Annotated in this window: 13 protein-coding genes; 5 read left to right on the forward strand and 8 right to left on the reverse strand. The window is 57.1% G+C overall.

The genetic code is table 11. The features are described 5' to 3' along the window. Nucleotides 1-10 precede the first annotated feature (10 nt). Nucleotides 11-247 carry a hypothetical protein gene (locus ACFCXQ_RS11375; RefSeq protein WP_379550663.1) on the forward strand — a complete coding sequence of 79 codons (237 nt, stop codon included), beginning with the start codon at nt 11-13 and terminating at the stop codon, nt 245-247. Here the strand turns inward: ACFCXQ_RS11375 and dnaE are convergent. Continuing rightward, nucleotides 244-3,714, reverse strand: a complete 3,471-nt coding sequence (gene dnaE / locus ACFCXQ_RS11380; RefSeq protein WP_379550665.1) for a DNA polymerase III subunit alpha — start codon at nt 3,712-3,714, stop codon at nt 244-246. The genes ACFCXQ_RS11375 and dnaE overlap by 4 nt on opposite strands. A 104-nt stretch (nt 3,715-3,818) precedes the next feature. Between dnaE and ACFCXQ_RS11385 the strand changes: the two genes are divergently transcribed. Next, complete coding sequence (locus ACFCXQ_RS11385; RefSeq protein ID WP_379550667.1) at nt 3,819-4,112, forward strand: DUF6958 family protein; 294 nt, start codon at nt 3,819-3,821, stop codon at nt 4,110-4,112. A gap of 3 nt (nt 4,113-4,115) precedes the next feature. On the opposite strand, the gene ACFCXQ_RS11390 is transcribed toward ACFCXQ_RS11385, so the two are convergent. From ACFCXQ_RS11390 to ACFCXQ_RS11410, 5 genes are all read right to left on the reverse strand, one after another. Further along, nucleotides 4,116-4,460 (reverse strand): hypothetical protein, encoded by a 345-nt coding sequence (locus ACFCXQ_RS11390; RefSeq protein WP_379550669.1) that lies wholly within the window; start codon nt 4,458-4,460, stop codon nt 4,116-4,118. A 31-nt stretch (nt 4,461-4,491) separates the two neighbouring features. After that, nucleotides 4,492-4,971: a glutathione peroxidase gene (locus ACFCXQ_RS11395; RefSeq protein ID WP_379550671.1), complete on the reverse strand. Its 480-nt coding sequence runs from the start codon at nt 4,969-4,971 to the stop codon at nt 4,492-4,494. Continuing rightward, nucleotides 4,968-5,501, reverse strand: coding sequence for a hypothetical protein (locus tag ACFCXQ_RS11400; RefSeq protein ID WP_379550672.1), 534 nt, complete (start codon nt 5,499-5,501; stop codon nt 4,968-4,970). The genes ACFCXQ_RS11395 and ACFCXQ_RS11400 overlap by 4 nt, the downstream gene beginning before the upstream one ends. Nucleotides 5,502-5,595: 94 nt before the next feature. After that, nucleotides 5,596-6,276, reverse strand: coding sequence for an ABC transporter ATP-binding protein (locus ACFCXQ_RS11405; RefSeq protein WP_379550674.1), 681 nt, complete (start codon nt 6,274-6,276; stop codon nt 5,596-5,598). Next, nucleotides 6,269-7,510 (reverse strand): lipoprotein-releasing ABC transporter permease subunit, encoded by a 1,242-nt coding sequence (locus ACFCXQ_RS11410; protein ID WP_379550676.1) that lies wholly within the window; start codon nt 7,508-7,510, stop codon nt 6,269-6,271. Before ACFCXQ_RS11410 ends, ACFCXQ_RS11405 begins: the two co-directional genes overlap by 8 nt. Nucleotides 7,511-7,735: 225 nt before the next feature. On the opposite strand from ACFCXQ_RS11410, the gene purF reads away from it, so the two are divergent. The 3 genes from purF to ACFCXQ_RS11425 all read left to right on the forward strand — a co-directional run bounded on the left by purF (nt 7,736) and on the right by ACFCXQ_RS11425 (nt 10,378). Further along, nucleotides 7,736-9,208 carry an amidophosphoribosyltransferase gene (gene purF / locus ACFCXQ_RS11415; protein WP_379554648.1) on the forward strand — a complete coding sequence of 491 codons (1,473 nt, stop codon included), beginning with the start codon at nt 7,736-7,738 and terminating at the stop codon, nt 9,206-9,208. Then, nucleotides 9,208-9,933 carry an SDR family NAD(P)-dependent oxidoreductase gene (locus ACFCXQ_RS11420; protein WP_379550678.1) on the forward strand — a complete coding sequence of 242 codons (726 nt, stop codon included), beginning with the start codon at nt 9,208-9,210 and terminating at the stop codon, nt 9,931-9,933. The genes purF and ACFCXQ_RS11420 overlap by 1 nt, the downstream gene beginning before the upstream one ends. Nucleotides 9,934-10,033: 100 nt before the next feature. Then, entirely contained in the window at nt 10,034-10,378 is a 345-nt protein-coding gene (locus tag ACFCXQ_RS11425; RefSeq protein ID WP_379550680.1) for a PilZ domain-containing protein, read from the forward strand. Nucleotides 10,379-10,446: 68 nt separating this feature from the next. Here the strand turns inward: ACFCXQ_RS11425 and ACFCXQ_RS11430 are convergent, their stop codons facing one another. Both ACFCXQ_RS11430 and ACFCXQ_RS11435 read right to left on the reverse strand, forming a co-directional pair. Then, a complete protein-coding gene (locus ACFCXQ_RS11430) occupies nt 10,447-11,658 on the reverse strand; it encodes a serine hydrolase domain-containing protein (RefSeq protein ID WP_379550682.1) in 1,212 nt (403 codons plus the stop codon). Then, nucleotides 11,655-12,917 (reverse strand): class I SAM-dependent methyltransferase, encoded by a 1,263-nt coding sequence (locus ACFCXQ_RS11435; protein WP_379550684.1) that lies wholly within the window; start codon nt 12,915-12,917, stop codon nt 11,655-11,657. The genes ACFCXQ_RS11430 and ACFCXQ_RS11435 overlap by 4 nt, the downstream gene beginning before the upstream one ends. Nucleotides 12,918-12,939 lie beyond the last annotated feature (22 nt).

Below are 12,939 nucleotides of genomic sequence, written 5' to 3' on the forward strand. Positions count from 1 at the left end.
GAGCTGCAAATTGTTCCGCTGGCCAGCCTCAAGCTGGAAGCCGTGGTGCGTTGTGCTTGCCGTCGCAGTGACGGGCGAGTATCTTGATTGGAGACATAATTTGGCCCGTGAGTTGCCAGTCATAATGGACTATCATTGGACTGATTTGTGGAACACCATGCTCGTGCCGACAATATTGGTCATTGTGGCACGCTTCACGAGCATTTTTGAAAAGCCTAAACCAGAGCCGAAACCCGAGGTCGATTAAGCAACCAGCCTAAGATTGGAGCCCACGCGCCGCGTGGTGAGCTGGACCTTATCGAGACCCTCGACAGCGGCCAAACGCTCAGCCAATTCCCCATCGAGTTGAAATGCGCCGCCAAGCCGCAAAGTCGGCTCGACCTCACCGCCGACCCTCAGCGTCGCAAAAACTTCGCCTGTACCTTCTCCCCCGCCTAGCTCCATCTTTAACTCGTTAAGTGCTTCTTCGCTTAGTACCTCCAACGTCATGCGCATGCGAGCGTTGGCGCTCACCTGATCCAGGGGCGTGCCTCCGCGCACAGTAATCCGTGGAGGCTCATCAGGGTTTGGCGAGTCGAGCTCCACTTGCAGCAATACGCAGGAGCCGTCGGCTGCCCATTTCTCAAAGTTCTCGACCATCGCCTCTTCAAAACACGCAGCACTAAACTGCCCCGAGCTGTCGGAGAAATCTGCGCGGACAAAATCCTTGCCCCGGCGCGTCTTACCGCGGTTCACCTTCTCGACCATCGCGGCCATTACCGCAGGAGCGCGGCCGCCGGGAGGCGCCCCGCCTTCCATCAATGACGAATATGACCGTGCCCCATTAGCCGAGGCTACTTGGCGATACGTCTCAACTGGATGCGCAGAGAAATAGAAACCGAAATTCTCGCGTTCCGCTGCCATCTGCTCAGGCCGCGTCCAGCTCTCTACCTCTTTCAAGCGCAGCTCTTCTTCCGCCTCCCCTTCGCCGCCAAATAGGCCGCCCTGCCCGCTCTCGCGCTCGCGCACTGCTGCATCTGCAATGGCCAGCAGCATGTCTGCATTGCCATGGACTTTGGCGCGGTCTGGTTCGAGTTCATCAAGAGCGCCGGCACTGGCCAAAGCCTCAAGCCCGCGCGAGTTCATTGCACCTTTTGGCAGACGTTCGAACAGGTCCTTGAGACTAGTGAACGGCCCACTACCTTCACGCTCGTCGACAATCGCATCCATCGCCTTCTCACCGACATTGCGAATACCCGCGAGCGCATAACGCACACCGAAGCCTTCGTCAGTCGGCTCGACAGTAAACTCTGCTTCAGAATGGTTGATGCTCGGCGGCAAGACAGTGATGCCATGACGCCGCGCATCATCGACAAAGATGGCAAGCTTTTCCGACTGGTGCATATCGAAACACATGGATGCAGCGTAGAATTCTTCTGGGTAATGCGCCTTCATCCACCCGGTCTGATAGGCCAGCAGAGCATAAGCTGCTGCGTGCGACTTGTTAAAACCATAGCCTGCAAACTTATCGATCAAGTCAAACAGTTCATTGGCCTGCTTCGCCTCGATGTCGGAGTTTTCCTTGCATCCATCGACAAAGCGCTGGCGCTGCGCATCCATCTCGGCCTGAACCTTCTTACCCATCGCGCGGCGGAGCAAGTCAGCGTCACCCAGTGAATATCCGGCGAGGATCTGCGCGGCCTGCATCACCTGTTCCTGATAGACGAAGATGCCGTAAGTCTCGGCGAGAATACCTTCGAGCTTCGGATGCGGGTATTCGATTGGCTCGACGCCTGCTTTACGCTTTCCAAATAGCGGAATGTTGTCCATTGGCCCGGGGCGATAGAGCGATACAAGTGCGATGATATCGCCGAAGTTGCTGGGTTTCACTGCGGTCAGCGTGCGCCGCATGCCCTCCGACTCCAGCTGGAACACACCCACAGTATTGCCGGCCTGCATAAGGTCATAAACCGCCGGATCGTCTAGCTCGAGCGCGGACAGCTCAATCGCGATATCGCGCTTCTCAAGCAAGTCGACTGCCTTACGAAGCACCGACAGCGTTTTCAGGCCCAAGAAGTCGAACTTCACAAGCCCGCTCGACTCGACATGCTTCATGTCAAACTGCGTCACCGGCATATCGGAACGCGGGTCGCGATATAGCGGCACCAATTGTGCCAGCGGCCTGTCACCAATCACAACTCCGGCGGCGTGCGTCGAGGAATTACGCGGGAAGCCCTCTAGCTGCATCGCCAGATCGACGAGCCGCTTAACCTCATTATCGTTGTCGTATTCACGCTTGAACTCCGCCGAGCCATTCAGCGCACGCGGCAGGCTCCACGGGTCAGTCGGATGATTGGGGACCATTTTGCAGAGCCGGTCCACATGGCCATAGCTCATTTGCAAAATGCGCCCCGTATCGCGGAGCACGGCCCGCGCCTTGAGCTTACCAAAGGTGATGATCTGCGCGACGTGATCATGCCCGTATTTGTCCTGCACATAGCGGATGACTTCGCCGCGGCGCGTTTCGCAGAAATCGATGTCGAAATCCGGCATCGAAACACGCTCAGGATTAAGGAAACGCTCAAACAGCAGGCCCAATTGCAGCGGATCAAGATCGGTAATGGTTAGCGCCCATGCGACGACGGACCCCGCCCCCGAACCACGCCCTGGCCCCACTGGAATCCCCTGATCCTTGGCCCATTTGATGAAATCCGCAACGATCAGGAAATAGCCGGGGAAGCCCATCTTCACGATAACGTCGACCTCGAAATCCAGTCGGTCGAAATAGGGCTTACGCTGCTCCTCGCTCATCTCACCATGAGGCGCGAGCCGCTCTTCGAGGCCCTTGCGCGCATCCTCGGCGAGCATTTTCGCTTCACCCTCAATATCGCCAGCAAGACTGGGCAGGATCGGATCGCGATAGGGCGGCGCATAGGCGCATCGACGCGCAAGCGTTACTGTGTTGGCAATCGCTTCGGGAAGATCGGCGAAGGCCTCGTCCATCATGCGGGCCGATTTGACAAACCCCTCCGCATTGGAACGCGCCCGGTCTTCCGCCTCAATATGGGTGGAGCCAGCGATACACAGCATCGCATCATGCGCCTTGTGCATATGGGGATCGCCGAAGTTCGCCGGATTGCTTGCAACCAGCGGCAAATCGCGCGCATAGGCCGCCTCAATAAGAGCCTCTTCCGCAGCCTGTTCTACCGCGTCACCGCGCCGGGAAAGCTCGACATACAGCCGCTCAGGGAAGAGCCTTTGCAGCTGGTCCAGTTCCGCCCCGGCATGGCTCGTTTGTCCCTCAGCAAAGAGCCGCGTGACGGCCCCCTCGCCCGCGCCAGTCAGCGCGATCAGGCCATCCGTGCGACCTTGTAAATCTGCCATTTGCACATGGGGCTCAAACTCTAGTGGACGATCAAGATGCGCCTTGCTGACGAGGTGGCAGAGATTGTCATAGCCGGGCTCATCCTGCGCATAGAGAGGCAGATAATCGACTTTGCGCCCTTCTTCATCACGCGCAACGCCCAGCAGCGTACCTATGATAGGCTGAATGCCCTCATCAAAACACGCCTTGGCGAACATCACCGCGCCATACAGCCCGTTGCGATCAGCGAGCGCGATTGCGGGAAAACCGCGCTCCTTGGCGAGCTTGGCCATTGCCTTGGGCTCAATCGCCCCTTCCAGCAGAGAATATGACGACAGGACACGAAGCGGGACAAAGGGCGCGAAAGGCATGCTGTGCAGCGTATACGCCGGACGCGCGGGTTCAAGACCGGAGCTCGGTCGCCTTGGGGAAAAAGTAGTGCTACGCTGCGCGCCTTGGGACGAAGGAGGATGCCGTGCCAGAATTGCTGCAGGTCGAGAACGTCAATCATCCTGGTCGGACGAGCCGGGTCAACGCCGCCAAATATGCGGAGATGAAACGCGCGTTCGATGCGTCACTACCCCGCTCAGCTCCGGGTGCGACACAGGACGATATCCGCGAGCTGGTGAAACCAATTTTGTGCAGAAAACTGTTCCCAGGCGGAAAAACCTGCGGCTGGTGGGCAAAAACCGTTCAGCTTGATCTCGAGGCGAAAGGCACAATGGTGCGCGAAGATTGCAAGCCGTTACGCTGGCACCTCACTGACTAAATTCTAGTCCGGCGCCGCGTCTTCCGCTTTGGCTTCGGCAATTTTCTTTCGCGTGTCACGAATGGACGACCACGCGCCGTAGACGATCAGCGCAGCCAGGAAGACCCACACCCAGATCGGAATGTTCCGGCCCGCAATGGCCAGGTAGATATACGCTGAAACGAAGAAGAACCCGGCCAGCATAGTCGGCAGCACCGTCGATTTGCCAGCTCGTGCATTACGCACAAGCCACCCTATTGAAAGGATGAAAAACGGGATCGCGCCAACGTATATACCGCCGAAGATATAGGGGTTTACGCCATATTCTGCGCCAAGCGCGAGGAACCATTGATTGATGTCTTGTAGCATGCTGGCTCCTTCGCCGCCGCGGCCCGATTGGTTACAGCAGTTTCTCGATATGCTTCGCGATGGCCGCGGGCTTATCGTTCGAACCGAAGCGTTTTACGACATTGCCTTCACGGTCGATCAGGAACTTCGTGAAGTTCCACTTGATCGCCGTGGTGCCCATCAAGCCCTTGGCTTCGCCTTTCATCCAGTCGAACAGAGGCGACGCTTCTGAACCATTAACGTCGACCTTTTCCATGAGCGGAAATGTTACGCCAAAGTTGAGCTTGCAGAACTCCGCAATTTCATCGGCATCGCCCGGTTCTTGACCGCCAAATTGATTGCAGGGAAAGCCGAGCACTTCAAAATCCTTGTCTTTGAATTTCTGATAGAGCGCCTCCAGCCCGTCATACTGAGGCGTAAAGCCGCATTTGCTAGCGGTGTTCACGACGAGCAGAACCTTGCCCTTTTTCTCGGACAGATCGACTTCCTCACCCCGATTTGAGGTAACGGTAAAATCGGAAATCGTGGTCATTCGCTGTCCTCTTTGGGGCGGTATGTGAAATCGAACGCATTGGCCCAATTGAGACCATGGTCGGTAGAAATCTCGCCATGCTGGCGAACGCTGCCATCCTCATTGGGCGTGTATGTCATACGAATCAAGCCATCGACACCTGGCCCGCCAACACCGCGCCAGAAACCGGTTAGAACCATTTTGCCATCGGCAGGTCCACCGTCGAAACGCACGATGCCGGGGGCTGAGCCAATCCACGTTTGGTGCCAACGCCCCGTCGCCGGGTCATAGCCGCTCAAGCTGCCGCCCGTCGCCCCGCTTCGCGGCTTCCAGTTTTCACGGATTGCACACCCATTGTACAGCCGCTCAATCCGGCTTTCGCTAACCTGATTCTCGCCTCCGGTGGAATAGACATCCCACTCACCAACCCAAAAGTCGAATGCTGCATATTCCTCGGTGTCGCAACGCGGCGGTGCGGGCGCAGGCACCGGAGTTGACCCCTGAGCGGCGGTGCTCTGTAGGAGCAGAATGGCAGCAGTAGTCGTCAGCATCACGTTCCCCCTGAAATAAATCTGTCGGGTATCGGACAGGGCTTGGAGCGCCAAGCGCAGTTCCGCGAACGGCTTCAGCGCATCTACCGAAGGCCTATTCCAAGAGCCCTTCATGCAGGCGAACGGTACGATCCATCTTCGCTGCAAGTCTCTCATTGTGAGTGGCGATAAGCGCGGCACTGCCTTCACCTCGCACCAGTTCCAAGAATTGGCCAAGCACCCGGTCAGAAGTCGCTTCGTCAAGATTGCCCGTTGGCTCATCCGCCAGCACCAGCTTGGGCCGGTTCGCAAGGCCTCGCGCCACCGCAACTCGTTGCTGCTCGCCGCCCGAGAGCTGGCTGGGCCGGTGGTCAAGTCGGTGCCCTAGACCAAGCGAGGTGAGCAGGCGCTCGGCGCGGTGACTTGCCTTGTCGCGCGGCACATCTGCAATGAGTTGCGGTAGGATCACATTTTCGCGCGCGTCAAAATCGGGCAGCAAGTGGTGGAATTGATAGACGAATCCCAAATGCTCGCGCCGCAGCATGGTGCGCGCGCGCGCATTGCTGCGTTCTGCCGCTTGCCCTGCGATGACAATCTCGCCGCCAAAGCCGCCTTCCAGCAGACCAACCGCCTGAAGCATAGTCGATTTGCCCGAGCCCGACGGGCCAAGCAAAGCAACGATCTCTCCGGGCTGGATCACCATATTGACGCCGCGCAGCACATCAATGCGCGTTCCGCCTTGCTCAAAACTGCGAGTCAGACCGCGCAGCTCCACAATGGGTGTCGCGCTACTCATAACGCAGTACCTGCACTGGATCTGTGCTCGAAGCCTTCCAAGCAGGATAGAGCGTCGCAAGGAAGCTTAGGAGCAATGCGAGCCCCACGATCATCGCGATCTCGACCGGATCAGTGCGTGAGGGCAGCGCCGATAAGAACCGTACTTCCGGGTCCCAAAGTTCCTGGCCCGTCACAGCGGCGATGACGCTCACGATGGGCTCGCGGAAGTAGAGGACGATGAAGCCAAGGATCAGGCCTGCGATCGTGCCGAGCGCCCCCACGGTAAATCCGGTCGTCACGAAAATCTTGAGTAGGCTTTGCCTTGTCGCGCCCATGGTTCGCATGATCGCGATGTCGCGGGTCTTCGCTCGGACCAGCATAACGAGGCTTGAAAGTATGTTAAATGCCGCGACCAAAACCATGAAACTGAGTGCAAAAGCCATCGCTACACGCTCCACCTGTAAAGCCTCGAACAAGGACGCGTTGATGGTCTTCCAGTCGTTGACAATCGCGCGGCCCGATAGGTTCTGAGCCACTGGCTGCAAAATCTCGCCGACTTGATCAGGGTCGGTCACCTTCACCTCAATCATACCAATGGTTTCACCAATCAGCAGCAAGGTCTGCGCATCGGCCATCGGCATGACTACAAATGCCTGATCATAGTCGTAAATGCCCACCTCAAAGATCGCCGCGATACGATATCCTACCTGGCGCGGCACAGTGCCAAACGGCGTGCTGCGCCCTTGCGGGTTGATAATAGTGATGGTGTCACCGACCTGCGCTCCAATATTCTGCGCAAGCCGTACGCCGATAGCGACATTGCTCGCGCCGGCCTGAAGCTCAGACAGATTGCCGGCAACCAGCTTATCACTCAATTCATCAATATCCGCCTGCGTGTTACCGCGCAGCAGAATGCCCTCAACGCGGCCGTTAAAGGTGGTCATCAGCGGCTGTTCTATCAGGGGCGATGCTTCGACCACATCGGGCGTAGCGCGAACATCCTCAAGCACACGCTCCCAATCATCTAGGCGTCCGCCATAGGCCTGAACAATCGCATGGCCGTTCAATCCAACAATTTTATCGAGCAATTCCGCACGAAAACCATTCATCACGCTCATTACAATCACCAGCATGGCAACAGATAGCATGACCACGCCGATGGATATTCCCGCGACAAGGGCGATAAACGCCTCCCCCTTACCCGGAAGCAAATATCGCTTGGCGATGGTTCGTTCAAAAGATGAAAGGAACAACGAGAGGACCTTGATTGAATTCGGTCTAACGTCGGTAGTCACTCTTGGCTTTCGCTGCAATGAAGAGGCGCTGCCCAGTCCCCACTCATGTGCCATTCGCGCACATTATCCCAACATTCTCTCGATAATCGTGTGACTGGCCCTCACGCCCCCTTGTAATCCAGTCGTAACATGGCCATTGCGCTCATCCATGCAGTGGCGGTGAGCAGGACGGGCGCAAACGGCATGAATTTTACACACCCATGGCGTGATGAAAATGGCGACAAACTCCGTGAGGAATGCGGAGTGTTCGGTGTTATCAATGCGGCCGATGCAGCCGCTGTTACCGCATTAGGACTGCACGCGCTCCAGCATCGCGGGCAAGAGGCAGCAGGCATCACCAGCTACAATGGCGATCGCTTTTACTCCGTACGCGGAACGGGCCATGTCGCCGAGAATTTCTCCACTGAGGAAGCGCTTGCTGAGCTACCTGGTCATGTATCGGCGGGCCATGTCCGCTATTCAACCACTGGTGGATCAGGCCTGCGCAATGTGCAGCCGCTCTACGCAGACCTCGCAAGCGGCGGCTTTGCTGTGGCGCATAACGGCAATATCTCCAATGCGCGGACGCTGCGTGATGATCTCGTTAGCCGCGGGGCGATCTTCCAATCAACCTCAGACACGGAAGTAATCATCCACCTCGTCGCCACCAGTCGCTATCCGACATTGGTTGATCGTCTGGTCGATGCATTGCGTATGGTTGAGGGCGCGTATTCGCTGATCGTTATGACGCCAGAGGGCATGATGGTTTGCCGCGATCCGTACGGCATTCGTCCGCTTGTGATGGGCAAGCTCGGCGATGCGCGCGTTTTTGCCAGCGAGAGCGTGGCCTTCGATGTCATTGGCGCCGAATTTGAGCGCGAAGTTGAACCCGGCGAGCTCATTCAAATCGGCCTGGATGGCTCGGTGGAATCGCTCCGCCCCTTCGGCAACATCAAACCGCGCCCATGTATTTTTGAGCATGTCTATTTTAGCCGCCCCGATTCGGTGTTTGCTGGCCAATCGGTTTACTCCTCGCGTAAAGCAATCGGCGAGCAGCTTGCCATCGAAAGTCCAGCGGAGGTCGATTTGGTCGTACCTGTGCCTGATAGCGGCGTTCCGGCGGCCATAGGCTATGCCCAGCAAGCGGGCGTCCCGTTCGAGCTTGGGATCATCCGCTCACATTATGTTGGGCGCACCTTTATCCAGCCAACACAGGGCGCACGCACATCAAGCGTGTCTCTCAAGCACAACGCCAATAGCGCATTGGTCAAAGGCAAAAGGATTGTTTTGATCGACGATTCTTTGGTGCGCGGCACAACAAGCATTAAGATTGTCCAGATGATGCGCGATGCAGGCGCAACCGAGGTCCATTTCCGCGTCGCCAGCCCGCCATTCGCCCATAGCTGTTTTTATGGGGTCGACACTCCAGAACGGGAAAAACTCCTTGCCGCGCGCATGGATTTGAAACCGATGCGCGAGTTTATCGGCGCTGACAGCCTCGCGTTTGTTTCTATCGACGGGCTTTATCGGGCGGTGGGTTCAGACAAGCGTGACACATCGAGCCCACAATTCTGCGATGCATGCTTTACTGGCGAGTATCCTACTACTCTGACGGACTTGGCGCAGCGGAAAACGGAAGACAGTCAACTGACATTTCCCGTCGAAGAGGTCGATTGATGCCTGAAACTGCGAAACCACTTGCAGGTAAAACCGCGCTTGTCACCGGTGCTAGCAAGGGGATTGGTGCGGCCACGGCCATAGGTTTGGCCAAGGCTGGCGCCCATGTGATTTTGACGGCACGCGACGTCAGCGCGCTGGAAGACGTCGAAGACGTCATTCATGCAGCGGGCGGAGCTTCAACCATTGCCCCGGTTGATCTCACTGAGACGGACGGCATTGCGCGCCTCGCGACCGCAATTGCGGGACGCTGGGATGCGCTCGATATTCTCGTTATTTCTGGAGCTTACCTGCCAAGCCTGACACCGATTACTCAGATTGATGGTAAGCAATTCAGCCAAGCTATCACCATCAATGTGCTGGCGACGCAGGCCCTGCTGGCCGCCTTTGACCCCATGCTGAAACGCGCTGACGCTGCGCGAATCATTGGTCTCACCAGTAGCGTAGGAGCGGACCCTCGCCCCTATTGGAGCGCATATGGCTCAACGAAAGCCGCTTTCGACAACTTACTCGATAGCTATGCGCAAGAAGTTGAAAAGCTAGGCGATATTCGTGTCGCCATTATTGATCCAGGCGCGACCCGGACGGAAATGAGGGCAAAAGCCTATCCCGGCGAAGACCCTGCATCCGTAAAACCAGCAAGTGACGTCGCTGACCGCATAACTGAATTGCTGATTGAGGACTTCCCCACCCGCTATCGCGAGCGCGTGGAAAGGAATTGTTAACCTTTTTCCTAGACAGTTTCTAAACCGCAAACGTGTTTTACCCCCTTCCGGATCACATGGGGCAAGTGATTTCGGAACACGTGCTAGGAGCAATACCACCATGTCCTTTGTTACACAGGACCGTTACGATATCGCAGCTCAAGAAGATCGCTGCGCCCCGCGTACAAAACTCACCATTCCAGGTCAGCTGCGCGCCTCGGGCGGGCGCGCTTTCCAAACAGTCGTCCATGATCTGTCGCTATCGGGTTTTTCAGCCGCAGCCATCAACCGCATGCATGAAGGCCAGGTCTGCTGGCTTACGCTGCCCGGTCTAGAATTGCTGCAAGCGCAGGTTGTCTGGTGGGAAAACTGCCAAGTCGGTTGTGCTTTCACCGAACTCTTGAGCCCAATCGTGCACGATAACATCATTGCACGGTATAGCGGCACTGGCGTGTACGGGAACTAAGCGGGCCTCGTGAGGCTCTTCAGCGGGTGCTCTCTAACCCCTGCGCAATCCTCAACACACTAAGTGGTTCACTCGGCTGGCGCAGCTCTCACGGCAGCCTTAGCGTCGACTGCCTCCTGCACTGCTTGATAAAACCGCGCGCGCTGGAGCCCGACAGTTTCGGGGTCAGTCGCGGCTGGCCAATTGCTGTTTGAAGCGATCACCAAGTTGCGCTCGGGATCAATGAATATGCCTTGGCCGAAAATACCCTGCGCGGCGAATGTTCCGTCATCATTGGTCCACCACTGATAGCCATAGCCGCTGCCCGGTGAGCCGATCTCTGCCTGTTTGGTCGTGGCGACATCCAACCAGCCCTCAGGCAGCACCTCTGCATCGCCAGCAATACCGCCACCAAGGATAAACAAACCAAAGCGCGCCATATCTCGGGTCGAAGCTTGAATGCAGCAACCGCCAATCTCGTGATTAGTCGAGCCAAGCAGCCACGTCGCATCCTGCTCCATGCCAAACGGCCCCCAAACCTTCTCGCTCAAGTACTCAGCCAGCGGTTCACCAGTGGCCTCGCTCACCAGCACACCGATCAGGTTCGTCTCGCCGGTTTTGTAGACCCATTTCTCGCCCGCAGGCGCTTCCCGTGGTAGGTTGCGCATATAACTGACCGTGACATCAAGCCCGTCTTCTGCCTCATGCTGATTAAACAACGCAACGTCGGAATTGGGATCAGTATAATCTTCGTTCCACTGGACGCCCGAGGTCATAGTCAGCAGCTGCTCAACCGAGACGTCATCATAGGCCGAGCCTTCAAGGCCGGAGATGTATTTCGTTACCGGATCATCAAGTGAGGCGATTGCGCCGTCCTTGATCGCCGCACCGACCATAGTGGAGGTAAGGCTCTTGGCGACGGAAAAGCTGGTCCACTTTCCCTCCGCAGAGAAATCGAGGCCGTACTCTTCGAAAACGACCTCGCCGTCATGAACAATCACCAGCGCAGCGCTGCGCTGGTCTTCCATAAATTGTGCGGGGTCCATTGCGATTTCCAATGGCTCACCGGCCGGCAACGGGTAGACCGCGTCGCCCGCCTCAATCACTCTCGCCTCAGCCAAAACTGGGATCGAATCGAGCGCTCTGAAGGCCGCATCGCGCTGCTCAACTGACCAGAACAGGACATTGCTATCGGTTGGCATCTGCGCGATCACCGCGCGGGTATCTTTGTCGAGGGAGCTCCACCAGGCACCGCCTGCAACCAGCAGCACGAGTGCAAGCGCGATAAGACCTTTTTTCATGAGCCATCCTCTTCTGATTGATTGCTTTTCACGAGTGTCACCTGATGCACATCTATGCCGCCGCCGCGAAAGCCGCCTTCGCAATACATAAGGTAATAGCGCCACAAATCGCAAAAGCGTTCGTCAAAGCCTTGCGGGAGGCGCCCTTCCCGCTCCGCCGCGTCGAACTGTTCACGCCATATTCTCAAGGTCTCGGCATAATCTGCACCAAAGTCGCTTTGGTCTTGCCATTCGAGTCCATGCGCCTCGGCAAGCTCGCGAAACTCGCTCGTCTTGATCAGCAAACCGCCGGGAAAGATATAGGCCTGAATAAAGTCTGCGCTGGCTGCATATGCCTCAAACAGATCATCACGCATCGAGATATATTGGATCGCCGCGCGGCCACCCGGCTTTAGGTTGCGGGCCAAGCAATTCATAAAGTCAGGCCAATATTCGCGGCCCAAAGCCTCCACCATTTCGACACTGACGATCGCGTCATAGCTACCGCGCGCATCGCGGTAATCTTGCTTACGAAAATCGATCTCGGGGGCGTGACTGGTGCGGGCCCATTCAAGCTGCTCGCTCGAAAGGCTGATGGCCGTCACATGCACGCCTTCTCGTGCCAAATGGTCGGCTAGGCCGCCCCACCCGCAGCCGATCTCAAGCACATCCTCTGGGTCACCCAGACGCCGCGTGAGCTCGTCCCATTTTTTGATCTGCGCAGCTTCCAAAGTTTGACCATCTGTGCCGAAGCCCGAGGAGTAGCTCATGGTGGGATCGAGCCAGGCTTGGTAGAAATCATTGCCGAGATCATAATGAGCGGAGATATTCTTCTGCGCCTGATCTTGCGTGTTTCGATTAAACAGATGTGCAAGCTTCAGCGCATGGCGAAATGGGCCCTTGGCCCTCGCAGTATTGCCCAGACGCGCGGCGTGCCGGTTAAACAAAGCAAAGAGCGAGACGATATCATCACTGCGCCACTCACCTGCTTCCCAAGCCTGATACCAGCCAACCGAGCCATTGCTTGCAAGACGGATAAATGCATTCCAGCTGATAAGATCGACGGTGCATTCAAAGCCTGGCGCACGGCCGCCAAGCACTCGCCTTTCGCCAGTTGGTAGGCTGATGTGGATTGCGCCGTCAACGAGCGCTGCATCCATTGTGTCGAGCATCTTCTCGAAACGCGGCGCGATCAGCCGCGCAAACCACCCAGGCTTGCGGGCAAATCGCTGACCGGCATCGATCAGCTGAACACCCCTTTTAGCTGCTCTCCCGTGCATGCCCAGGGATATGGCCGGGGAA

This window comes from Qipengyuania rhodophyticola (genome assembly GCF_042493225.1).
In the GTDB taxonomy this organism is placed as follows: domain Bacteria; phylum Pseudomonadota; class Alphaproteobacteria; order Sphingomonadales; family Sphingomonadaceae; genus Erythrobacter.

Bases quoted from the DNA above. Each gene is read 5' to 3' on its own strand.
- dnaE (WP_379550665.1), bottom strand. From the start codon at position 3,714: ATGCCTTTCGCGCCCTTTGTCCCGCTTCGTGTCCTGTCGTCATATTCT.
- ACFCXQ_RS11390 (WP_379550669.1), bottom strand. From the start codon at position 4,460: ATGCTACAAGACATCAATCAATGGTTCCTCGCGCTTGGCGCAGAATAT.
- ACFCXQ_RS11395 (WP_379550671.1), bottom strand. From the start codon at position 4,971: ATGACCACGATTTCCGATTTTACCGTTACCTCAAATCGGGGTGAGGAA.
- ACFCXQ_RS11400 (WP_379550672.1), bottom strand. From the start codon at position 5,501: ATGCTGACGACTACTGCTGCCATTCTGCTCCTACAGAGCACCGCCGCT.
- ACFCXQ_RS11405 (WP_379550674.1), bottom strand. From the start codon at position 6,276: ATGAGTAGCGCGACACCCATTGTGGAGCTGCGCGGTCTGACTCGCAGT.
- purF (WP_379554648.1), top strand. From the start codon at position 7,736: ATGAATTTTACACACCCATGGCGTGATGAAAATGGCGACAAACTCCGT.
- ACFCXQ_RS11420 (WP_379550678.1), top strand. From the start codon at position 9,208: ATGCCTGAAACTGCGAAACCACTTGCAGGTAAAACCGCGCTTGTCACC.
- ACFCXQ_RS11425 (WP_379550680.1), top strand. From the start codon at position 10,034: ATGTCCTTTGTTACACAGGACCGTTACGATATCGCAGCTCAAGAAGAT.
- ACFCXQ_RS11430 (WP_379550682.1), bottom strand. From the start codon at position 11,658: ATGAAAAAAGGTCTTATCGCGCTTGCACTCGTGCTGCTGGTTGCAGGC.
- ACFCXQ_RS11435 (WP_379550684.1), bottom strand. From the start codon at position 12,917: ATGCACGGGAGAGCAGCTAAAAGGGGTGTTCAGCTGATCGATGCCGGT.